The sequence below is a fragment of the Thalassiella azotivora genome (genome assembly GCF_054781695.1).
In genome coordinates this window covers 39891-61450 of the sequence record NZ_BAAGTX010000018.1, presented here as the reverse complement: position 1 = coordinate 61450, position 21560 = coordinate 39891, and the positions used below count along the sequence as shown (strand labels likewise).

The following is a 21560-nucleotide window of genomic DNA, read 5'->3' as shown; positions in this document are numbered from 1 at the left end:
CGGCGGCCGGCCACGTCAATTCCCCAGAATTCCCGGCCGCCGCGTCCCGTGAGGAGGGAAACCATGGCTCAGAAGGTCCAGGTCATCCTGGTGGACGACGTCGACGGCGGTGACGCCGAGGAGACGGTGTCGTTCGCGCTGGACGGCGTGAGCTACGAGATCGACCTGAACGCCGACAACGCCGCGAAGCTGCGTGACGACCTGGCCACGTGGGTGGGCCACGCGCGCAAGGTCGGCGGGCGCTCCGGGCGCCGCTCGTCCCGGGCCCGGTCGTCCTCCGCGTCGGCCTCGGCGAACGGCGCGTCCACCACCGAGGTGCGCGAGTGGGCCCGAGCGAACGGGTACGAGGTCAGCGACCGCGGCCGGATCAGCGCCGAGATCCAGCAGGCGTACGCCGCCGCGCACTGACGTCCGACCCGCGCCGGCGTCCGCGCTGTCCGGGCGGCCGGAGCAGCCGCTGTCTCGCCGGGTGCGGGTCGCCGAGCCCTCGGTGACCCGCACCCGGTTCTCAGGTTAGGCTTGCCTCACCAGGTCGCTGACCGCTGCGGCCGAGACGCGTGGGGGTCGGGTTCGTGAGCACCGGGCGCAGCGCGGCGACCTCCGCGCCGTCACCCGCACCCGGGCCGTCGTCAGGACCCGGGACGTCGTCTGGCCCCTGGACGTCGCAGCCCCCCGGGGCCGTCTCCGGCCCGGCGCTGCCCGCGCTGCCCGCCGGGCCGTCCGTCCGCCGCCGCCGGCTGCTGGCGCTCGTCGTCCTGGGCCTCCTGGTCCTGCTCGTCGTCGTCGCCAGTCTGGCGGTCGGCGCCCGGGGCCTCACGCCCGCCCAGGTGTGGACCGGGCTGTGGGCCGACGCGGGCACCGAGGAGGCCGTGGTCGTCCGCTCCCTGCGGCTGCCGCGGACCCTCGTCGCCCTCGTGGTCGGCGCGGCCCTCGGGGTCGCGGGCGGGTTGATGCAGGGGCACACCCGCAACCCGCTGGCCGACCCGGGCATCCTCGGCGTCAGCGCCGGGGCGGCGCTCGCCGTCGTCCTGGCCATCTACCTGCTCGGGGCGAGCAGCCCCCTGACCTACGTGTGGTTCGCCTTCGGGGGTGCGGCCCTCGCCGCCGTCGTCGTGTACCTCGTCGGGTCGGCCGGCGGGTCGGGGCCCGCGACGCCGGTGACCCTCGCGCTCGCCGGGACGGCCCTGACGGCGCTGCTGACCGCGCTGACCACCGCGGTCGTCGTCTCCGACGCGACGACGCTGGACGGCTACCGGTTCTGGGCCGTCGGGTCCGTGGCCGGCCGGGGGCTGGACGTGCTCGTCCCGCTGCTGCCCTTCTTCGCCGCCGGGATGGTGCTGGCCGCGCTCAACGCGCCCGGGCTGAACCTGCTCGGGATGGGTGAGGACGTCGCCCGCGCGCTCGGCCAGGACGTGGCCCGCACCCGCCTGGTGGGGATCGCCGCGGTCACGCTGCTGGTGGGCGCCGCGGTCTCCTCGTGCGGGCCGCTCGGGTTCGTGGGTCTCGTCGTCCCGCACGTCGCGCGCGCCCTGACCGGACCGGACCACCGCTGGCTGCTGCCGACCGCGGGCCTGGCCGGGGCCGTGCTCGTCGTCGCCGCGGACGTCGTCGGCCGCGTCCTCGTGCGGCCGGGGGAGCTGCAGGTCGGCGTGGTCCTCGCCCTGGTCGGCGCGCCCTTCTTCATCGCCCTCGTGCGGCGGCGCCGGATGGTGCGGCTGTGAACGCCCCGTCGAGCGCACCCGCCACGGCGACGCGGTCCGCTCAGCCGTTCCCGCAGCCGTCCTCCCAGACGTCCCCGCCGGCCCCGGGGCACCCTGCGGCGCCGCCCTCCGCCGGCCTGGGGGGACGGCGGGCCGCGCGGGTCGGGCCCCTCAGCCTGGTCCTGCGGCCCCGCCCGCTGGCGGTCGTCGTGGCGGCCCTCGCGGCCGTCGCCGTGCTCGCGTCGCTGAGCATGGCGGTCGGCGACTACCCGATCACCCCGTGGCGGGTGCTGCAGGTGCTGCTGGGGGGCGGGGAGCCGTTCGAGCAGGTCGTCGTCACCGGTCTGCGGGCGCCGCGGACCGTCACCGGGCTCGTCGTGGGCGCCGCCCTCGCGGTCGCGGGCGCGCTGATGCAGGCGGTCGTCCGCAACCCGTTGGCGAGCCCCGACCTCCTGGGCGTGACCGCCGGTGCCGGGGCGGGGGCGGTCGCGGTGATCGTCCTCGCCGGCTCCGGCGGCCTGGCCGGCGGTCTGGCCGGTCAGGTGGGGGTGCCCGCTGCGGCGCTCGCCGGGGGCACCGTCGCCGCCGCGCTCGTGTACGGCCTGGCGTGGCGGCAGGGGGTGGACGGCTACCGGTTCGTCCTCGTCGGGGTGGCGCTGGCGTCCGCGCTGTTCGCGGTCGTCAGCTGGCTGCTCGTGCTGGCCGACATCAAGGACGCCACCCGGGCCACGGTCTGGCTCACCGGTTCGCTGAACGCCCGCGGATGGCCGGAGGCGCTGCCCGTGGTGGTCGGGCTCGTGGTCCTCCTGCCCCTCGCGGTGGTGCTCGGCGCGCGCCTGGGCGTGCTCCAGCTCGGGGACGACGTCGCACGCTCGCTGGGGCTCGGCGTCGAGCGCGTCCGGTTCACCCTGCTGGCGGTCTCGGTGCTGCTCGCCTCGCTGGCGACCGCCGCCGCGGGCCCGGTCGCCTTCGTGGCGCTGGTCAGCCCGCAGGTCGCCCGGCTGCTCGCCCGCACCCCGCGGCCACCGCTGGTCGCGTCCGCGCTCGTCGGCGCGGCGCTGGTCACCGCCTCGGACCTCGTGGCCCGCGAGCTCCTGCCGGTCCAGCTGCCCGTCGGCATCGTCACCGCCGTCGTCGGCGCCCCCTACCTGCTGTGGCTGCTCGCCCGCGCTTCGAGGAAGGCCAGCGCATGACCTCCACCGCCCTAACCGCACCCGCCGTCGCGTCCGCCGCTCCCACCGGCGGTGCGGGGGCCGTCGAGACCGGGTCGTCGGCGGGGTCGTCGGCCGTCGCGGCGACCGCCTCCACGGCGGGCCCACCGGCGCCGCTGAGCGCCCGGGCGCTGACCCTCGGGTACGGCGAGCGCGCCGTCGTCCACGAGCTCGACCTCGACGTCGTCGAGCACTCCGTCACCGCGGTGATCGGACCGAACGGCTGCGGCAAGTCGACGCTGCTGCGCGGGATGGCGCGGTTGCTTCGGCCGCGCGGCGGTCACGTGCTCCTCGACGGCCACGACATCAGCCGGCTGCCGGCCCGGCAGGTCGCCCAGCGGCTGGGGGTGCTGCCGCAGACGCCCGTGGCGCCCGAGGGGCTCACCGTCGCCGACCTGGTGTCGCGGGGTCGTCACCCGCACCAGCGCTGGTACCGCCAGTGGTCGCGCGACGACGAGATGGTGGTCGCCGAGGCGCTGGCGTGGACCGACCTGACCGACCTGGCCGACCGGTGCGTCGACGAGCTGTCCGGCGGGCAGCGCCAGCGGGCGTGGCTGTCCATGGCGCTGGCCCAGGGCACGGACCTGCTGCTGCTCGACGAGCCCACGACGTACCTGGACCTGGCGCACCAGGTGGACGTGCTGGAGCTGGTGCGGCGGCTGCACGCCGAGCGCGGGCGCACCGTCGTGATGGTGCTGCACGACCTCAACCTCGCCGCCCGGTACGCCGACCGGCTGGTCGCCGTCCGGGACGGGCGCGTCGTCGCGCAGGGGCCGCCGCAGGAGGTGCTCACCGAGGGGCTGCTGCGCTCGGTGTTCGACCTGGAGGCCCGGGTCGTCGCCGACCCCGTGACCGGGACGCCGCTGGTGGTGCCTGTCGGCCGGACGCCGTGACGCCCGGGCCCGGGGGCCGGCCGGGGACGGGAGCGGGCCCGGTGCGGGGACGGGTCAGTGCCGGGCCGCCACGCGACGCAGGTGCCGGGCGCTGAGCCGCGGTCCCGCGCCGGCTCCGGGTGCGGCCGGAGCAGGCACCACCTCGACCGCGTGCGGGGTGCGCTGAGCCCACCGGCGGCGCCCGAGGTGCGGGCAGCGGCGTGACGCGACGTCCTCTCCGGCCTGCAGTGCGACGACGAGCGCGTCGAGGGCGGCGGCCCACCGGGCCTGCTCGCTTGAGCCGTCGGGAGCCGCGCGCACCCGCGCGTGCGCCTCGCGCCACAGGGGTTCCAGCCCCGTGCAGACCGTCAGGGTCAGGCCCTGGACGTCGTCCCCTCCGGGTGTGCCCACGTCGCCTCCACCAGTCACCCCCCTGGCCCGATGAAGTGTGCCCAGGTAACGGTCCGATCACAACCAGTTCCCGAAATCGCCGGCGGAGCGGGACGCCGGCGCGGCGGCGCGCGGCCCCGTCCGTGGCGCCGCGGTCGCCGTGGTCCGGCGTGCGAGCATGGAGCGGTCTGGACGACGTCGACCCGGAGGGTGCGGTGACGCAGCAGGACTGGGCCTCGTGGCTGGGGGACCGGATGGAGGCTGTCGGCTTCGCGTCGAACAGCGACCTGTCGCGCGCCTCGGGCGTACCCGACTCGGCGATCTCCCGGTGGCGCACGAGCGGGACGACGCCGTCCGTCGCCCAGCTGCGCCGGCTGGTGGGTCCCCTGCAGGCGACCCTCCTCGAGATGCTCGTCGCGGCAGGTCACCTCACCTCCGACGAGGCGGGGCTGCGGGAGGTGACCCCGCCGGTGCGGCGGCCGCCGACCACGCGGGAGGCGATCGAGGCCGACGCCGGGCTGCCGGACGACCTCAAGCACCTGCTGGCGGTGCAGTACGACGCGATGCTCGCCCTCGCCCGCGCGCGGCGGGGGGCCGACCTGCCCCTGGTGTCCGGCGACCGCTGACGAGCCGATCCGAGATCCGGACGGTCTCGCGCCGCGAGACTCGCACAGGTTTCCTGCATGCGCAGGACCATCATTCGTGAATCGCTTGCGGGCGCGGAAAATGCTCCCCTACTGTCCCTGCTGGGTAGCGGCACGCGCGGGCGGAGGGGTCCATGGCCGGGTGGGGGGCACCGGACGACGGGGGACGGCGGCGCGGCGCGCGACGACCCGACAGGTGCAGGACGGTGCTGTGGGCCGCCGCGGCGCTGCTCGTGCCGGGTGTCGTCCCCGGCACCGCGGCAGCCCAGGAGGCACCGCCTCCCGCGGAGGACCTGAACGGCCCGGTCGCCGACCAGGGTGGCTCGGCCGGCGCCTCCGTCCTCGCCGCGACGGGGACGGACCCCGCCGCCGTGCCCGACGCCGCCGTGCCCGACGACACCGCACCCGACGCCACCGCGCCCGACGACGGGCAGACCGGTTCCGGGAGCGACCGCGAGACGGACGACGGCGCCGAGGACCGGCAGGGCACACCCACCGCTTCGCCCACCACCGACCCCGCGGGGGACCCCGACGCGTCGGCGGACCCCGTGCCGCCCGGCGACCCGGCAGCGCCGACCGACGTCCCGACCGACGTCCAGGCCGACGTCCCCACCGACGTCCAGGCCGACGTCCTCGACCAACCCGGCGCCGAGCCCCCTCCCACCGACCCGGCGCTGCGCGCGACGGGCGCGCTGGGGCAGGACGCGGTCCGCGCGGCGCTCAGCCGCTACCTGGCCGGGTTGCTCGCCGACGCCGGGGTCGTCGCGGGCGACGCCGGGCCGGGGTGCTTCTGCGCCGTGTCCCTGGCCGTCAGCCTCGACGGCGCCGCGACCGCACGAGCCGCCGCGGGACAGCTCACCGCCGGCGCGCCGTCCGGCGGCACGACCGCCCTCCCCGCCGTCGCCACCGACAGCACCACTGACGGGACCCCGGCCGTCGTCGTCAGCAGCGGACGCAGCGGCGACGCGACGGCCCTCAGCCTCACCGGCCGCGGCGCGGCCTCCGCCACCGCCACCAGCGGCAGCACCGGACGGGTGCTCCCCGGCGGTGGCGTCCCGACCGGCCCCCGCGCCCCGCTGACCGACGACCGCGCCACCACCGTCAGCCTGACCTCCCTGGAGACGGGCGCCCGGCTGCTCGTCGACGAGGTCACGGCGCTGACCGGCCGGGCCACCGGCGTGGACACCCGGCCGTACGCCGCGCAGGTCCTGGCGCACCTGCCGTCGGCCGGTCCGGAGGGTCACGCCGGCCGCGCGCAGGTCGACGTCGCCGTCTGGGGCGAGCGCGACCCGTCCCGTCCCGGGGCCCTGCGCTGCGCCGTGGAGGACGACGGCTCGCACGTGCCGAGTTGCGTGGTCGCGGTGGCCGTGTCCGCCGCCGGTGCGGCCACCGCCCGGGTCGAGCGCCCCGCGCACGCGTCCAACCCCGTGCTCGGACCGCCCTCGCCCGGACCGGGCGTGCCGGGCGCCGCGACCGCCCTCGCCGTGGCGCTCGACGGGAGCGCGACGGCGTCGAGCCGCAACGGCGACCAGGGCGCCGTCCAGCCGGCCACCACGGCCGCCCTCCCCGTGGCCGCGGCCCCCGCGGAGGGAACCGGCCCGGCCACGGCCTCCGGGGCCGGGACGGGGACCTCGCGGTCCGAGGCGCGCACCGGCGACTCCGGGCACGCGACCGCTGTGGCGGTCACCGTCCGCGGGGCCGCGACCACCGCGGCTCGGTCCGGGGACACGGGGGCCGCGCACGGTGACGTCACCGTGCCCGCCCCCACTGGCACCGGCACCGGCACCGGCACCGGTCGGGGCGGGACCGCGACGGCGTCCGCGGCGTCCGGGGGGACCGGGACGGCGACGACGTGGACGGCGGCCGGCGACGGCGCGGAGTCCGACGCCGCGTCCGGCCGCACCGGCGACGCCACGGCGCTCGCCCGCGAGGGCGCCGCCGGGCAGCGGATGGCGGACGGCGTCCCGGTGACCGCGGGGACAGTCGGCACAGTCGGCACCGACGGCACCGACGGCGGCGCAGGGACCCCCGCGGGCCTGCAGCCCGGCGCGGGCGGGGCCGCCACGTCCACGGCCCGCACCGGCGACTCCGGCGGGTCCCTCACGGTCGTCCTGACCGACCGCTCCGCCGACGGCCGCGCCACGAGCGGCCCCAGCGGTCCCGCGACGGCCCTGGCCACCGGCGGGGCGGGCGGCGGTCTCGACCTCGGGACGTCGGCCCCGCGCGGCGACGGGCCCGCGGTCGCGGGGGACGGCGGGGCGGCGTCCACCACGGGGCGCAGCGGCACGACGGGCACGGCGGTCGCCGTCGTCGTCACGCCCCTGGACGCCGAGGCCGGCACCACCTCCGGAGGCACCGGCGCCGTCGACTCGCAGGCGACCGGCGGGGCGGGCGGGTGCGCCGGCACCGGCACCGCCACCCCGTGCGTGCCACCCGCACCGGCCGTCCCGGGCGGTCAGGTGATCAGCGGCGGGGCGTCGGTGAGCGCCGGCGGGACCGTCCGGGTGAGCACCGGGTCGGCCGGCTCCGCCCCCGTGACCTGCGGGACGGACGCGGACCGCTCGTGCACCGTCTCCCGGTCCGCCCCCCGCCGCGTCCCCGGCGCGACCCTGGCCCCGGCACCCGGCCCGGCCGACCGAGCCGACGGCGTACCCGGCCTCCCGGCACCCGCGTCCGCCCGCGCCACCGAGGGCCGCGACACCGGCGGCGACCGCGACGCGGACGGCACCGCCCTCGCCGCGGCCGCCGGACCCGCGCGCCTGGACGGCGTCCCGACCGGCCAGGTCAGCCGGCCCAACCCGTGGCTCGGCCTGTCGGCGGCCGTCCTGCCGCTCGCGGCCCTGCTGGCGCTCGCGGTCACCGCGGTGCGGACCCACCGGCGCCGGCGCGCGCGACGTGCGCAGCCGCCCGCCGCCCGACGTCCTCGGCCCGGCGGAGGCGCCTACGGGTAGACGGGGGAGCAGGGGTCCGGTGCCGAGCGACAGCCCCCGGCGCCACCTGACACGACGCGCGCGCGGCTGACCGTCCTGCCCGGTGAGGCAGGCACCCACCACACGCAGACCGGTCCGGGCCGACGGCCCGAGCGACCGGGACCACCCGCCCTGCCCGGGCGGACGGACGTCACATGCGGAAGGCACCCCCATGACACCGTTCTTCGACCAGCTGGCCCTCGCGGCCGCCCTGGCCCAGGCGCCCGAGGAGGCGGCCGCACCCGCCTCCTCCAGCGTCGTCAGCTCCGAGCCCGCGGAGGCGACCGGCACGTCGTCCTCCGGCTCGTCCACCTCGTCGTCCTCGTCCAGCTCCTCCAGCTCCACGGGCTCGTCGAACACGTCGACCAGCTCGAACGCCGGAAGCGGCAGCACCGGTGACGCGACCGCCGGGGGGAGCGGCACGTCGCAGTCCGGCAGCGGCGGGAGCGCCGGGACCGGCGGGTCCAGCGGCGGCACCGGCGGCGGCAGCGCCGGTGGCAGCGGCGGCACCGTCGTCGACGTGCGCACCGGCAGCTCGGGGGACGTCTCCGGGTCGTCCACCGGCGGCAGCTCCGGCTCGGCGTCCAGCGGGTCCAGCTCCACCGCGGGCAGCGGCTCGTCGGGCAACGCGTCCTCGAGCGCCACCGGCACCGGCGGCGACAGCGGCCCCGCGTCCTCCAGCAGCGGCAGCAGCGCCGTCGCCGGGACCGGAGCCGGCGGGCCCGGCGGCGCCTCCGGCGACGCCACCGTCACCTCCTCGTCCAGCTCGAGCGCCACCTCCGGCAGCACGACGACGACCACCGGCTCTCGCGCGACGTCCGGCACCTCCGGCGACGCGACCGCCGACCCGAACGCCTCAGCGACGTCCGGGGACGGCGGCGACGCGTCCGTCGAGGGCGCGTCCGGGAGCACCGGCGACGCCGTCGTGGACGGCGGCTGGACCGGCGACGCGTACGGCGGCGGCGGGACCGGCGGCCTCGTGATCATGGCGATGACCGGCGCCTCCGGGGCCGTCCGCGGGACCGGCGAGGGCGGCAGCACCGGCGACGTGGTCGCCAACTCCCAGGGCAACGCCGTCAGCGGCGGCACCGGCGCGTCGTCCGCGTCGGCCAGCGGCACCGGCGGCGACAGCGGTGCGGTCACCTCCGACAGCACCGGTGACGGCAACGCCACCACCGGGGACGGCGGCAGCGGCATACCCGCCACCAGCGGCGGCAGCGGGTCGGCGGCCTCGGCGTCCGCGGCGCGCGCCGTCACCACCTCCGGCGGCAGCGGGGACGACGGCGACCCGACCGAGGACGAGACCACCGGCGGCACGGGCGCCGGTGGCGACACCGGCGACGCCAGCACCACCGTCGACTCCACCAGCAGCGCCACCAGCGGCGACAGCACCACCGGGGCGACCGCCGGCAGCGCGTCCGGCGACAGCGGTGACGCCACCTCCGCCCCGACCGCGCAGGCCACCTCCGGGGACGGCGGCGACGCGACCGTCAGCGGCCGCTCCGGCGACAGCGGTGACGTCCGCGTCTCCACCGGCGACACCGGTGACGCGTACGGCGGCGGCGGGTCCGGCGGCATCGCGGTCGTCGCCACCAGCGGCGACACCGGCGACGTCGACGGCACCGCCACGGGTGGCGGCTCCGGTGACGCCACGGCGTCGGCGACCGGCACCGCCACGTCGGGCAGCACCGGCGCGTCCACCGCGTCGGCGTCCGCGACCGGCGGCGACTCCGGCGCGGCGACCTCCGACTCCACCGCGACCGGCACGGCGACGTCCGGCCCGGGCGGGTCGTCCGGTGACAGCGGCGACGCCGACGCGACCGCCACGTCCGGCAGCGGCGACGCGAGCGGCGCGGCCGCCGGCGGCTCCGGCGCGGCGGGCGACCCGACCGCCGAGGCGACGTCCGGCTCCACCGGGGCCGGTGGCTGGTCCGGCGACGCCGACGTCTCGGTCGGCTCCGACTCCACCGCGACCTCGGGTGACAGCAGCACGCAGGCGCACGGCCACGCCACGTCCGGCGACTCCGGTGAGGCGACCAGCGCCCCGGTCGCCCAGGCCTCCAGCGGCGACGGCGGCGACGCGTCCGTCAGCGGCCGCTCCGGGGACTCCGGTGACGTGCTCGTCAGCACCGGCGACACCGGCGGCACCACGGACGGCGGCGGGTCCGGCGGCATCGCTGTCGTCGCGACGTCCGGCCGCACCGGTGACGTCACCGGCACCGCCGCGGGCGGGGACTCGGGCGCGGCGAGCGCCGCGGCCACCGGCACCGCCACGTCCGGCGCGACCGGCGCCGCGTCCGGCTCCGGCTCGGCCACCGGCGGGGACAGCGGCGACACGACCTCCTCGTCGTCCGCCACCGGCACCGCCACGTCCGGCGACGGCGGGGCGTCCGGGGACTCGGGCGACGCCGGAGCGGACGCGGACAGCAGCAGCGGGGACACGACCTCGGTCGCGTCGTCCGGCGGGTCCGGCGCGTCCGGGAACCCGACCGCGATCGCGATCAGCGGCGACACCGGCGACGGCGGCGACTCCGGCTGGAGCGGTGTGGACGTCGGCTCGTCGTCGGCCGCCACCTCGGGTGACAGCAGCACCAGCGCCTCGGGCGGCGCCACGTCCGGCGACTCGGGTGACGCGGTCAGCGTCCCGGTCGCCGAGGCGACCAGCGGCGACGGCGGCTCCGCGTCGGTCGAGGGGTACTCCGGTGCCTCCGGGGACGTGCGTGTGCGCACCGGTGACACCGGCAGCACGACGGGCGGCGGCGGGTCCGGTGGGATCAGCGTCACGGCCCTCACCGGCGGGACCGGGTCGGTCACCGGCACGGCCTCCGGCGGGTCCAGCGGGCCGTCGTCCGCGGCGGCCACCGGCACCGCCACGACCGGTGCGACCGGTGCGGCGTCCGGTTCGGGCTCGGCGACCGGTGGGGACACCGGCGACGCCACGTCCGCGTCGTCCGCGACCGGCACGGCGACGTCCGGGGACGGCGGCGCGTCCGGCGACTCCGGCGGCGCCACGGCCGTCGCGACCAGCAGCAGCGGCGACACCGGGCCCGGGACCGGTTCCGGCGGGTCCGGTGCGTCGGGCGACCCGATCGCGGTCGCCATCTCCGGCAGCACGGGCGCAGGCGGGTGGTCCGGTGACGCCGACGCGTCGGCCGGGTCGTCCTCCGACGCGACGTCCGGGGACAGCTCGACGTCGGCGTACGGCGACGCGGTGTCCGGTGACTCCGGCGACGCCACCAGCGCGCCCGTCGCGCTGTCCGGCAGCGGGGACGGCGGGTCCGCGACCGTCGGCGGGGCCTCCGGCGGCAGCGGGGACGTCGCGGTGGGCAGCGGCGGGACCGGTGACGTCGAGGGCGGCGGCGGGTCCGGCGGGATCTCCGTCGACGGGACGTCCGGCGCCACCGGTGACGTGACGGGCACCGCGGCCGGCGGCGACTCCGGGGCGAGCTCGGCCAGCGCCACGGGCACCGCTACCAGCGGCGCCACCGGTGACGCGACCGGCTCGGCGACGGCCGTCGGCGGCGACACCGGTGACGCGACGTCCGCGTCCTCGGCCACCGGCGACTCGACCACCGGCGACGGCGGCGACTCGGGCGACTCCGGTGACGCGACCGCCGACGCGGACTCCAGCAGCGGTGACACCGACGCGGGGACGGGCACCGGCGGTTCCGGTGCGGCGGGTGACTCCACGGCCACCGCGGTCTCGGGTGACACCGGCGACGGCGGCGACAGCGGGTACGCCTGGTCCGCGGTGGACTCGTCGTCGTCCGCGGTCTCCGGCGACTCCGACACGGAGGCCGGCGCGTCCGGCACCTCCGGTGACTCCGGGGACGCGACCAGCGCCCCCGTGGCCGCCGCCTCGTCGGGGGCCGCCGGCAGCGGGACCGTCGAGGGCGCGTCGGGTGACTCCGGCGCCGTCCGCGTCGCGGGCGGCAGCACCGGCAGCACCGACGCGGGCGACCCGTACCCGCCGGGTGACACCGGCGGGACCGGCGGCTCGTCCGTCACGGGGACGTCCGGTGGCACCGGCGACGTCACGGGCAGCGCGTCCGGCGGCGACTCCGGCAGCAGCTCGGCGTCCACCACCGGCAGGGCCACGACCGGCGCGACCGGCGCGGCGTCCGGGTCCGCCCGGGCGACCGGCGGGGACAGCGGCGCGGCGACCTCCGCGTCGACCGCCACCGCCACCCCCACGACCGGCGACGGCGGCGCCTCGGGCGACTCGGGGGCCGCGACGGCCGACGCCTTGTCGACGTCCGGTGACACCGCCGCGGGTGGTGTGAACAACGGCTCCGGCGGCTCCGGCGGGTCCGGCTACGCGGACGCGATCGCCTACTCGGGCAGCAGCGGGGCCGGCGGGTGGTCCGGTGACGCGGACGCCGAGGCGTCCGCCGGGTCCGGCGCCACGTCCGGTGACAGCTGGACCGGTGCCTGGGGCGACGCGGTCTCCGGAGACTCCGGTGACGCGACCGCCGCCCCCGTCGCCGAGTCGGGCTCCGGCTCCGGCGGTGACGCGGGCGTCCAGGGCTGGTCCGGTGCCACGGGGCCGGTCGGGGTGTCCGGTGGGACCACCGGCGACAGCGGCACCGGCGGGACGGGCGGCAGCACGGCCACCGGCACCTCCGGCGACAGCGGCGACGTGACCGGCACCGCGACCGGCGGGGACTCGGGCAGCAGCTCGGCGTCCGCGACCGGCACCGCCGCGAGCGGTGCGACCGGCGCCGCGTCCGGCGCGGCGACCGCCACCGGTGGCGACACCGGCGCGGCGACGTCGACGGCGTCCGCGACCGGCGACGCCGGCACCGGCGACGGCGGCGCGTCCGGGGACACCGGGGACGCCACCGCCTCGGCCGGGTCGTCGACCGGCGACACCGGCCCCGCCTGGGGTACCGGCGGGTCCGGCGGCTCGGGTGACGGCACGGCCGTCGCGGTCTCGGGCGACAGCGGCGCCGGCGGCGACTCGGGCTACGCCTGGTCCGGTGCGTTCTCCGGTTCGGACGCCGCGTCGGGTGACAGCGACACCGAGGCCGCGGCGTACGGGGCGTCCGGCGACTCCGGCTCGGCGACGTCCACCCCGGTCGCCGCGTCCGGCAGCGGTGACGGCGGCTACGCCTGGGTCCTCGGCGCGTCCGGCGACTCCGGCGAGGTGGCCGTCGGCTCCGGCGACACCGGTGACGCCGGTGACGGCGGGTCCGGCGGGATCTCCGTCGAGGGCACGTCCGGCGGCACCGGCTCGGTGACCGGGACGGCGGCGGGTGGCGCGAGCGGCGCGTCCTCGGCGTCCGCGACCGGCACCGCGACGACCGGCGACACGGGGTCGGCCGCGGGTGCGGCGTCCGCCACCGGTGGCGACACCGGCGACGCGACCTCCGCGTCCTCGGGCACCGGCACCGCGACCACCGGTGACGGCGGCGCGTCCGGCGGCACCGGCGACGCGACGGCCAGCGCGTCCTCGGGCACCGGTGACACCGGCGACGGCGAGGGCACCGGTGGCTCCGGGGCGTCCGGCTGGGCGTCCTCCGTGGCCACCTCCGGTGACAGCGGCGCCGGCGGCTGGTCCGGTGACGCGACGGCCGAGGCGGACTCGGGCTCGCAGGCGGCCAGCGGTGCCACGAGCACCGGCGCCTACGGGGACGCGGTGTCCGGCGACTCCGGCTCCGCCGACAGCTCGCCCGTCGCGCTCTCCGGCAGCGGGGACGGCGGCTGGGCCGAGGTCGAGGGCGGCTCCGGCGCGTCCGGCGGCGTCCTCGTCGGCTCCGGCGGCACCGGTGACACCGACGACGGCGGGTCCGGCGGCATCACCGTCGACGGCACCTCCGGCGACACCGGCGCGGTGACGGGGACCGCCACGGGCGGCGACAGCGGCGCCTCCTCGGCGTCCGCGACCGGCACCGCGACGTCCGGCACGACCGGGGCCGCCGCCGGGTCGGCGTCCGCCACCGGTGGCGACACCGGCGACGCGACGTCCGCCTCCAGCGGGACCGGCACGGCGACCACCGGTGACGGCGGCGACTCGGGTGCGACCGGTGACGCCACCGCCACCGCGACGTCGGGCAGCGGCTCCACGGGTGGCGGCACCGCCACCGGCGGGTCGGGTGCCGGCGGTGACGCCGACGCCACCGCCACCTCCGGTGGCACCGGGGACGGCGGCGACTCGGGTGCCGCGGACGCCTGGGCCGGCTCCGGGTCGGGTGCGGCCTCGGGTGACGGCGACACCGTCGCCGAGGCGTACGGCGCGAGCGGCGCCTCCGGGAACGCGTCCAGCGCCCCGGTCGCCGAGGCCGGCGCCGGTGACGCCGGGTCCGGCTCGGTCGTCGGGTACTCGGGCGACAGCGGCTGGGTCCTCGTCGGCAGCGGCGACACCGGCAGCACCGGCGACGGCGGGTCCGGGGGCATCGCGGTCACCGGCGCGTCCGGTGCGACCGGCGACGTCACCGGCACCGCGACCGGCGGGAGCTCCGGCGACGCCTCCGCGGCGGCGTCCGGCACGGCGACGTCCGGTGCGACCGGCACCGCGTCCGGGTCGGCCTCCGCGACCGGGGGCGACACCGGGGACGCCACCAGCGGCTCGGCGGCGACCGGCACCGCGACCAGCGGTGACGGTGGCGCGTCCGCGGACTCCGGGGACGCGTCGGCCACGGCCGACTCCACCTCCGGTGACACCGGTGGGCTCGGCGGCGACGGCAGCGACTCCGCCGACGACGCGGTCGACGAGGACGAGACCGGCTCGACCGGCGACGTCGTCGCCTCCGGTGACGCCACCGCGGACGCCGCGTCCGGGTCCGACGGGTGGTCGGGCGACAGCGCGACCGCCAGCTGGGCCGGTGCGTGGAGCGGCGACTCGGGGTCGGCCACGGCCGCACCGGAGGCGTACGCCGCCAGCGGGACCGGCGGTGACGGACTCGTCGTCGGGCTCTCCGGGGCCAGTGGCGACGTCGAGGCCGGCACCGGGGACACCGGGGACACGACCGGTGCCGGCGGGTCCGGCGGGATCGCGGTCGACGCGTCCAGCGGCGCCTCGGGGGACGTGACCGGCACCGCCACGGGTGGCGACTCGGGTGACGCGTCCGCCGCGGCCACCGACGCCGCCACCAGCGGCGCCACCGGCGACGCGACCGCCGCGGCGTCCGGGACCGGTGGCGACACCGGCGCGGGCACCTCCGCGAGCGCCGCCACCGCCACCGCCACCAGCGGCGCGGGCGAGGGGTCCGGGGACGCCACCTCGTCGGCCGCGTCCGGCAGCGAGGGCACGTCCGGTGACTCGACGACCACCACGGACGCCGAGGCGACGAGCGGCGACACCGGGACCGCGTGGTCCGGTGCGACGGCCGACGCCTGGACCGGGACCGGCGGCGAGGCGCTCGTGCTCGGCGTCTCCGGCGACACCGGGTCCGCCGACGTCGGGACGGCCGACACCGGCGGCACCGGGTCCGGCGGCTCGGGTGGCATCGCGGTCGAGGCGTCCACGGGCGACTCGGGCGACGTCACCGGCACCGCCACCGGCGGGGCGTCCGGGGACGCCTCCGCGACCGCGAGCGGCGCGGCCACGTCCGGCAGCTCCGGGGACGCCTCCGCCACCGCGAGCGGCACGGGCGGGGACTCGGGGTCGGCGACGTCCGAGAGCACGGCGGAGGCCGTGTCGGTCAGCGGTGACGGCGGGTCGTCGTCCTCGGGTGACGCCACCGCGGACGCCGAGTCCGGCAGCGACGCCACGTCGGGGTGGACGGACACCGGCACGGACGCCACGGCGTCCACCGGCGGCTCCGGGAACGCCACGGCGACCCCGGCGGCCGAGGCCGGCACCGGCGACGGCGGCGACGCCGACGTCGAGGGCGAGTCGGGACCCACCGGGTCCGTGGCGACGTCCGGTGGCGGCAGCACGGTGTTGGCGTCGGGCGCGTCCACGCGGTCGAGTCGGTTCTCCGGGTCGATCACGTTGCTCCCGGGCGGCGGGTCGACGCGGATCGTCCTCGGCTCCGGCAGCTCGGGTGCCGTCGGCGGTGACGCCACCGGCGGCGGGTCCGGCGACGGGTCCACGGCCTCGTCCGCGACCGCCGTCTCCGGCTCGTCCGGCACCGCCTCGGCCTCGGCCGTCGGCGTGGGCGGCGACACCGGCGACGCGTGGTCCTGCAGCGTCGCCTACGCGGTGTCGGCGACCGGCGGGGCGTCCGCCGGGGGCGACGGGCCGCAGTGCGGGGAGCCGGGGACGCCCGGTGAGCCCGGTGAGCCCGGTCAGCCCGGTGAGCCGGGTCAGCCGGGTCAGCCGGATCAGCCGGGGACGCCGGTCGACGTCGCGCCGCAGACGCAGGTGCTCGGCAGCCGCCTGCCGGCGGCGGCCGCGGCCCAGGCCCCGGCGGTGGCCACGGGCGGTGCGGCCGGTGCGTCGGCCGACAGGCTGGCGATGACCGGCGGCGAGCAGGGCGCCCTCGCGGCGGCCGGTCTGCTGAGCGTCCTGCTCGGCGGGCTGCTGACGCGGCTGCGCTCGGTCCGCCGGCGGGCCTGACGTCCAGGGCCCGGGCGCCGTCCCCTCGGCGCCCGGGCCCGTCCGGCCCTCCCGACCCCACTGATCGTCAGACCTCCCTGGGGGTGATCACCCCCAGGACGGTCTGACGATCAGTGCTGTCTGGCGGGTGCTGGGGACCGGCGCTGGCGAGGGGTCGGCCGGGGGGTCAGGCGGGGGCAGGTGGTGCACACGTCACCGCTGGGGAGGGCGTACATGAAGCAGCACGAGACGCGCCGACGGGTCCAGCCGGCCTCGGGGACGGGCGCCCCGTCGCCCGTGGTCAGCACCGGCCGCAGCCGCGAGCCCCCGGGCAGCGGCGGGTGCGGGCCGTCCAGCACCCGCAGCGCGGCGGCCACCCCGGAGGGCTCGTCGTGCGCGGCCTGACCCGCCTGCCACAGCGCCGTGTCGAGGACGTCGAGGACGGTGCCCCACCGCTGCCGGGAGCCGATCCGCACGGCGGGGCGGAACACGGCGTGGAACGCCTCGGCGTGGGCGACGACCCGTTCGCGCAGCGTGGCGGCCAGCGCGTGGTCGTCCGCGACCGGCCGCGCGTCCGGGTGGCCGGCGTCCGGGTCGTCGGGCAGGCACGCGAACGTGCGGCCGGTCACGGCCACCGCGTCGACGTACCCGTAGGGGGCGCGGTGGACGGCGAGGTCCTCGGGCCGCAGGTCCGGGACGCGGCGGGTCCGGTGCAGCAGCAGGGCGCCGACGGTCGCGGGCGCCTGCAGGTACCAGCCCATCACGTAGGTCGCGGGCACGACGGGCGGGGGCTCGGCCCCCTCCGTGTCGGCGAGGACGTCCCTCGTCGCGTCCACCCACCGCGCCAGGTCCCGGCCGTCGTGGGCCAGCAGGTCACCGCACCCGGCCCAGCCGGCGTGGGCGGGGACGTGGTCGAGGACGCGCAGCCACCCGGTCGCGCCGGCGACGGCGTCCAGGCTGGTGCGCAAGGGGTGGTCGGCCACGGCCGACACCGTGCCACACGGCTCCGGCGGCGGGCTCAGCGCTGGGCCGTGGCGGACGGGGGCGCGCTGTCGCCCTGCTCGGTGCGGGCGGTCATGATCCGCCGGATCTCCTCCTGGTCGGCCGCCGACGGCAGGCCCCAACCCGGCTCGTAGCCGTAGACCTCGGCGAGCGGCGCGGACGCCGTCCGGCCGGTGAGGATCTCCACGTCGTCGGGGGTGATCAGCGCCGGGTGCTCGACGCCGCAGGCCTCGGCGACCTTCACCAGGTCCCGGCGCAGGGTGCGGACGTACTGCGCCGCCCGCACGGACTTCAGGGCGGGGTCCAGGCCGTGCGCCAGCCAGGGGTTCTGCGTGGCGACCCCGACGGGGCAGGTGTCCGTGTGGCACTTCTGCGCCTGGATGCAGCCGATCGCGAGCATGGCCTCGCGGGCGACGTTGACCATGTCGACCCCGAGCGCGAAGGCGACGACGGCGTTGTCGGGCAGCCCGACCTTCCCGGAGCCGATGAAGGTGACCTGCTCGGCGACGCCCCGCCGCGCGAACTCGCGGTAGACGCGGCTGAACCCGAGCTGGAAGGGCAGCGACACGCTGTCGGTGAAGATCAGCGGTGCGGCGCCGGTGCCGCCCTCGCCGCCGTCCACGGTGACGAAGTCGACGCCGCGGCCGGTCTCGGCCATCAGGGTGGTGAGCTCCTCCCAGAAGCCCAGGTCGCCCACGGCGGACTTGATGCCGACGGGCAGCCCGGTCTCCTCGGCGAGCAGCTCCACCCAGTCGAGCATCGAGTCGGTGTCGTCGAACTCCGCGTGCCGCGACGGGCTGATGCAGTCCTCGCCGACGGGGATGCCGCGGATCTCGGCGATCTCCGGCGTGACCTTCGCGCCGGGCAGGTGCCCGCCGAGGCTGGGCTTGGCGCCCTGGCTGAGCTTGATCTCCAGCGCCCGGACGGGTGCCCCCGCGACGAGGTCCTTGAGCCGGGCGAGGTCGAACCGTCCGCGGGCGTCCCGGCAGCCGAAGTAGGCGGTGCCGATCTGCAGGACGAGCTCGCCGCCGTGGCGGTGGTAGGACGACAGGCCGCCCTCACCGGTGTTGTGCAGGCACCCCGCGAGGTCGGCCCCCTTGTTCAGGGCGGTGACCGCGTTGCCGGACAGCGACCCGAAGCTCATCGCGGAGATGTTGACCAGCGACCGGGGCCGGAAGGCGTGCCGTCGTCCGCGCGGGCCGCCGAGCACCTTCGCGCTGGGCAGGACGATGTTGTGCTGGGCGTGCACGTCGGACGGTGGGACGGCGCGTCCGAAGGTGCGGTGCTTGATGACGGGGTAGCCGGCGGTGAACTCGAGGTCGTTGTCGGTGCCGAAGCCGAAGTAGTTGTTCTCCTGCTTGGAGGAGGCGTAGACCCAGCGCCGCTGGTCGCGGGTGAACGGCCGTTCCTCGTTGTTGCCGGCGACGACGTACTGGCGCAGCTCCGGCCCGAGGGCCTCCAGCGCGTACCTGGCGTGGCCGACGACGGGGAAGTTGCGCAGGACCGCGTGCCGCTTCTGCAGCAGGTCGCGGACGGCGAGCGCCCCGACGGCGGCGGCGGCGAGCGCGCCGGCGCGGCCGCGTCGTCTGAGCCGGTCGGTGCCCTGGTGGGAGGTCGCGGTCCGTCCGTGGTCGAGGTCGCCTGCCGCCATGGGGGCAGTCTCCGGCGCGAGCGGTGGACCCGCACGTCGTCATGTGACTGCAATCTCCGGGCTCAAGGTCGCCGCGGATTTGGTCGAGCATGTCACGAGAACGTAACGTTGATGGTGACGACGTCGTCACCGCCGGTCACCGCGCCCCTGCCGCGCGCCTGGTCCTGCCCTCTTCGGCTCTGTGTCGGGGTGGTCCACGGGCCCCCCGGACCGGTCCTCCTGACCTGACCGTCTCCCACGTCTGCGAGCACATGAGCCGTTCCACAGCACGTCACGTCGCCCCTCGATCCTCACGCAAGGTCATCACTCGCGCACTTCCGGTGACGCGCCCGGTCCCGGCCGTCGCGATGGCCCCTGCCAGCGCCTCCGCCAGCGCCTCCGCGGTTCCGGCCGGACCGAACCGTGCCGACCGACGTGCCGACCACCGTGCCGACCGACGTGCCCGGCACCGCGCCGAGCCCGTCCGCCGTCCGCTGCTGGGCCAGGGAGTCGGTCAGCAGGTCGGCCAGCACGTCGGCCAGCACGTCGCCCGCACCGGCGTCGTCCTGGCCTGCGCCGTCGGCCTGACCTCCGCCGGCTGGCCGGTCGTGGAGAGCGCCGCCCAGCCGCACGTGGCGGCCGCTGACGGCGCGGACGGCGCGCAGGCGGCGCCCGCCGTCGAGGAGCAGGACGCCGCGGACCAGGCCGCCCAGGTCGTCGCACCCGACACCGCGGCCGTGGCCGCCCAGGCCGTCCTGACCGCCGTCGCCCCGCCGCCGCCGACGCCGGAGGAGATCGCCGGCCCCGGCGCGGTCGACGTCGCGGGTCTGCTGCTGTCCCGGCCCGCCGCCGGCGAGGTGACCAGCCGCTACGGGAACCGCACCCACCCCGTGTACGGGACCGGCCGGATGCACACCGGCGTCGACTTCGCCGCCGCCGACGGCGCCATCACGGCTGCCGCCGACGGGGTCGTCACCGAGGCCGGCAGCGCCGGTGGGTACGGGCTGATGACGGTCATCGAGCACACCGCGCCCGACGGTTCCACCATCGAGACCCGCTACGCCCACCAGTCGCGGATCGGCGTGTCCGTCGGCGAGCGCGTCACGCGCGGTCAGGTCATCGGGCGGATCGGGTCCACCGGCGTCTCCACGGGCCCGCACCTGCACTTCGAGGTGCTGCGCAACGGGACGCACCTCGACCCGCAGGGCTGAGCGGCCGGCCCGTCACCTCGGGCGCCCGCCCGTCAGCCGGTCGGGAGCCTGACGTGCTCGGGGCCGAGCTCGTCGACCGAGCCGACGCCGAGCAGGGCCATGGTGCGGCGCACCTCGCCCGCCAGGATGTCGACGGCGCGCTGCACGCCGCGCTCGCCCCCGGCCATCAGCCCGTACAGGTAGGCCCGGCCGACGAGCACGAGGTCCGCGCCGAGCGCGTGCGCCGCGACGACGTCCGCGCCGCTCGTCACCCCGGTGTCGACCCAGACCTCGGCCCGGTCACCGACCGCCTCCGCCGTCTCGGGCACCAGGCGCAGCGGGACGGGCGCCCGGTCGAGCTGGCGGCCGCCGTGGTTCGACAGCACCACCGCGTCCGCCCCGGTGTCCACGACCGCGCGGGCGTCCTCGACGGTCTGGACGCCCTTGACCACCAGCGGACCGTCCCAGCGCGACCGCAGCCACTCCAGGTCCCGCAGCGTCATGGTCGGGTCGAAGAGCCGGTCCATCAGCTCGCCGACGGTGCCCTCCCAGCTCGACAGGGTCGCGAACTCCAGCGGCCGCGTCGTCAGCAGGTCGAACCACCACGCCGGGTGGGTGGCGGCGTCCGCGACCGTGCGCAGCGTCAGGGCCGGGGGGATCGCGAAGCCGTTGCGGACGTCGCGCAGCCGCGTCCCGGCGACCGGCGCGTCCACGGTCAGGACCAGCGCCTCGTACCCGGCGTCCTGCGCCCGCTGGACGAGCTCCTCGGCCGCGGACCGGTCCCGCCACACGTACAGCTGGAACCACCGGCGGGCGCCCGGTGCGGCCGCGGCGACGTCCTCGATGGACGTCGTCCCGAGCGTGGACAGCGCGTACGGGATGCCCACGCGCTCGGCGACGCGGGCCACCGCGCACTCGCCCTCGTGGTGCATCATCCGCGTGAAGCCGGTCGGCGCGAAGGCGAACGGCAGCGCGGACGGCGCCCCCAGCACCGTCGTCCGCGTGCTCAGCGCCGACACGTCCCGCAGCACCCGGGGTCGCAGCTCGAGCTCGCGGAAGAGCCGCCGGGCGCGGCGCAGCGTGATCTCCGCCTCCGCCGCACCGTCCGTGTAGTCGAAGACCGACCGCGGCGTGCGCCGCCGCGCGACCGCGCGCAGGTCGCCGATCGTCAGGGCGCGGTCCAGGCGGCGGCGGACGGGGTCCGGATCGAACGGGCGCGTCCGCAGCAGCGGCCGCAGCTCGGACCACCTCGGCAACCGGCGCTCGGTCATGCCGCAGGGTACCCACGGCGCCACGGTCCGGGCCGCTACGCCAGCAGCGAACGGGTGCGGCGGAACACCGCCCGGTGCCGCACAGTTTGTGCAGGTGTCGCGTGCAGACCGCGCGCCACCCCACCGTCCCGCGGACGGCCCAGGCGCCGAGCCGGTGCCCGCCCGCGGGGATAGCATCGAAAAGGTCTGCGGGGTTCGT

The 21560-nt window shown here is 78.3% G+C and carries 12 protein-coding genes; 8 read left to right on the top strand and 4 right to left on the bottom strand.

The window, feature by feature from the left end:
* Positions 1-63 precede the first annotated feature (63 nt).
* From ACYVQV_RS13365 to ACYVQV_RS13350, 4 genes are all read left to right on the top strand, one after another.
* On the top strand, positions 64-408 hold the full coding sequence (locus ACYVQV_RS13365; RefSeq protein WP_461023798.1) for a histone-like nucleoid-structuring protein Lsr2: 345 nt from the start codon (positions 64-66) through the stop codon (positions 406-408).
* Positions 409-572: 164 nt separating this feature from the next.
* Positions 573-1721, top strand: a complete 1149-nt coding sequence (locus ACYVQV_RS13360; protein WP_461023797.1) for a FecCD family ABC transporter permease — start codon at positions 573-575, stop codon at positions 1719-1721.
* Positions 1718-2893: a FecCD family ABC transporter permease gene (locus ACYVQV_RS13355; RefSeq protein ID WP_461023796.1), complete on the top strand. Its 1176-nt coding sequence runs from the start codon at positions 1718-1720 to the stop codon at positions 2891-2893. The genes ACYVQV_RS13360 and ACYVQV_RS13355 overlap by 4 nt, the downstream gene beginning before the upstream one ends.
* Positions 2890-3804, top strand: coding sequence for an ABC transporter ATP-binding protein (locus ACYVQV_RS13350; RefSeq protein WP_461023795.1), 915 nt, complete (start codon positions 2890-2892; stop codon positions 3802-3804). The genes ACYVQV_RS13355 and ACYVQV_RS13350 overlap by 4 nt, the downstream gene beginning before the upstream one ends.
* Positions 3805-3858: 54 nt before the next feature.
* On the opposite strand, the gene ACYVQV_RS13345 is transcribed toward ACYVQV_RS13350, so the two are convergent.
* Positions 3859-4194, bottom strand: a complete 336-nt coding sequence (locus ACYVQV_RS13345; protein ID WP_461023794.1) for a hypothetical protein — start codon at positions 4192-4194, stop codon at positions 3859-3861.
* Positions 4195-4388: 194 nt separating this feature from the next.
* Here ACYVQV_RS13345 and ACYVQV_RS13340 point away from each other — a divergent pair, with 194 nt between their 5' ends.
* The 3 genes from ACYVQV_RS13340 to ACYVQV_RS13330 all read left to right on the top strand — a co-directional run bounded on the left by ACYVQV_RS13340 (position 4389) and on the right by ACYVQV_RS13330 (position 16289).
* Positions 4389-4799 (top strand): hypothetical protein, encoded by a 411-nt coding sequence (locus tag ACYVQV_RS13340; RefSeq protein ID WP_461023793.1) that lies wholly within the window; start codon positions 4389-4391, stop codon positions 4797-4799.
* 224 nt (positions 4800-5023) lie between these two features.
* A complete protein-coding gene (locus ACYVQV_RS13335) occupies positions 5024-7768 on the top strand; it encodes a hypothetical protein (protein WP_461023792.1) in 2745 nt (914 codons plus the stop codon).
* Between the two features lie 190 nt (positions 7769-7958).
* The gene (locus tag ACYVQV_RS13330; protein ID WP_461023791.1) at positions 7959-16289 is read left to right on the top strand and encodes a beta strand repeat-containing protein; all 8331 of its coding nucleotides are present in this window, start codon (positions 7959-7961) and stop codon (positions 16287-16289) included.
* A 110-nt stretch (positions 16290-16399) separates the two neighbouring features.
* Here ACYVQV_RS13330 and ACYVQV_RS13325 read toward each other — a convergent pair whose 3' ends face one another.
* Positions 16400-17251: a (2Fe-2S)-binding protein gene (locus ACYVQV_RS13325; RefSeq protein WP_461023790.1), complete on the bottom strand. Its 852-nt coding sequence runs from the start codon at positions 17249-17251 to the stop codon at positions 16400-16402.
* Positions 17252-17286: 35 nt separating this feature from the next.
* Positions 17287-18921 carry an FMN-binding glutamate synthase family protein gene (locus ACYVQV_RS13320; RefSeq protein WP_461023789.1) on the bottom strand — a complete coding sequence of 545 codons (1635 nt, stop codon included), beginning with the start codon at positions 18919-18921 and terminating at the stop codon, positions 17287-17289.
* Between the two features lie 320 nt (positions 18922-19241).
* On the opposite strand from ACYVQV_RS13320, the gene ACYVQV_RS13315 reads away from it, so the two are divergent.
* A complete protein-coding gene (locus ACYVQV_RS13315) occupies positions 19242-20111 on the top strand; it encodes a M23 family metallopeptidase (protein ID WP_461023788.1) in 870 nt (289 codons plus the stop codon).
* 32 nt (positions 20112-20143) lie between these two features.
* Here the strand turns inward: ACYVQV_RS13315 and ACYVQV_RS13310 are convergent, their stop codons facing one another.
* Complete coding sequence (locus tag ACYVQV_RS13310; RefSeq protein ID WP_461023787.1) at positions 20144-21361, bottom strand: alpha-hydroxy acid oxidase; 1218 nt, start codon at positions 21359-21361, stop codon at positions 20144-20146.
* Between the last annotated feature and the right edge of the window lie 199 nt (positions 21362-21560).

Excerpts from the sequence above, each read along its gene's own strand:
- ACYVQV_RS13365 (WP_461023798.1), top strand. The coding sequence starts at position 64 with ATGGCTCAGAAGGTCCAGGTCATCCTGGTGGACGACGTCGACGGCGGT.
- ACYVQV_RS13330 (WP_461023791.1), top strand. The coding sequence starts at position 7,959 with ATGACACCGTTCTTCGACCAGCTGGCCCTCGCGGCCGCCCTGGCCCAG.
- ACYVQV_RS13350 (WP_461023795.1), top strand. The coding sequence starts at position 2,890 with ATGACCTCCACCGCCCTAACCGCACCCGCCGTCGCGTCCGCCGCTCCC.
- ACYVQV_RS13310 (WP_461023787.1), bottom strand. The coding sequence starts at position 21,361 with ATGACCGAGCGCCGGTTGCCGAGGTGGTCCGAGCTGCGGCCGCTGCTG.
- ACYVQV_RS13320 (WP_461023789.1), bottom strand. The coding sequence starts at position 18,921 with ATGGCGGCAGGCGACCTCGACCACGGACGGACCGCGACCTCCCACCAG.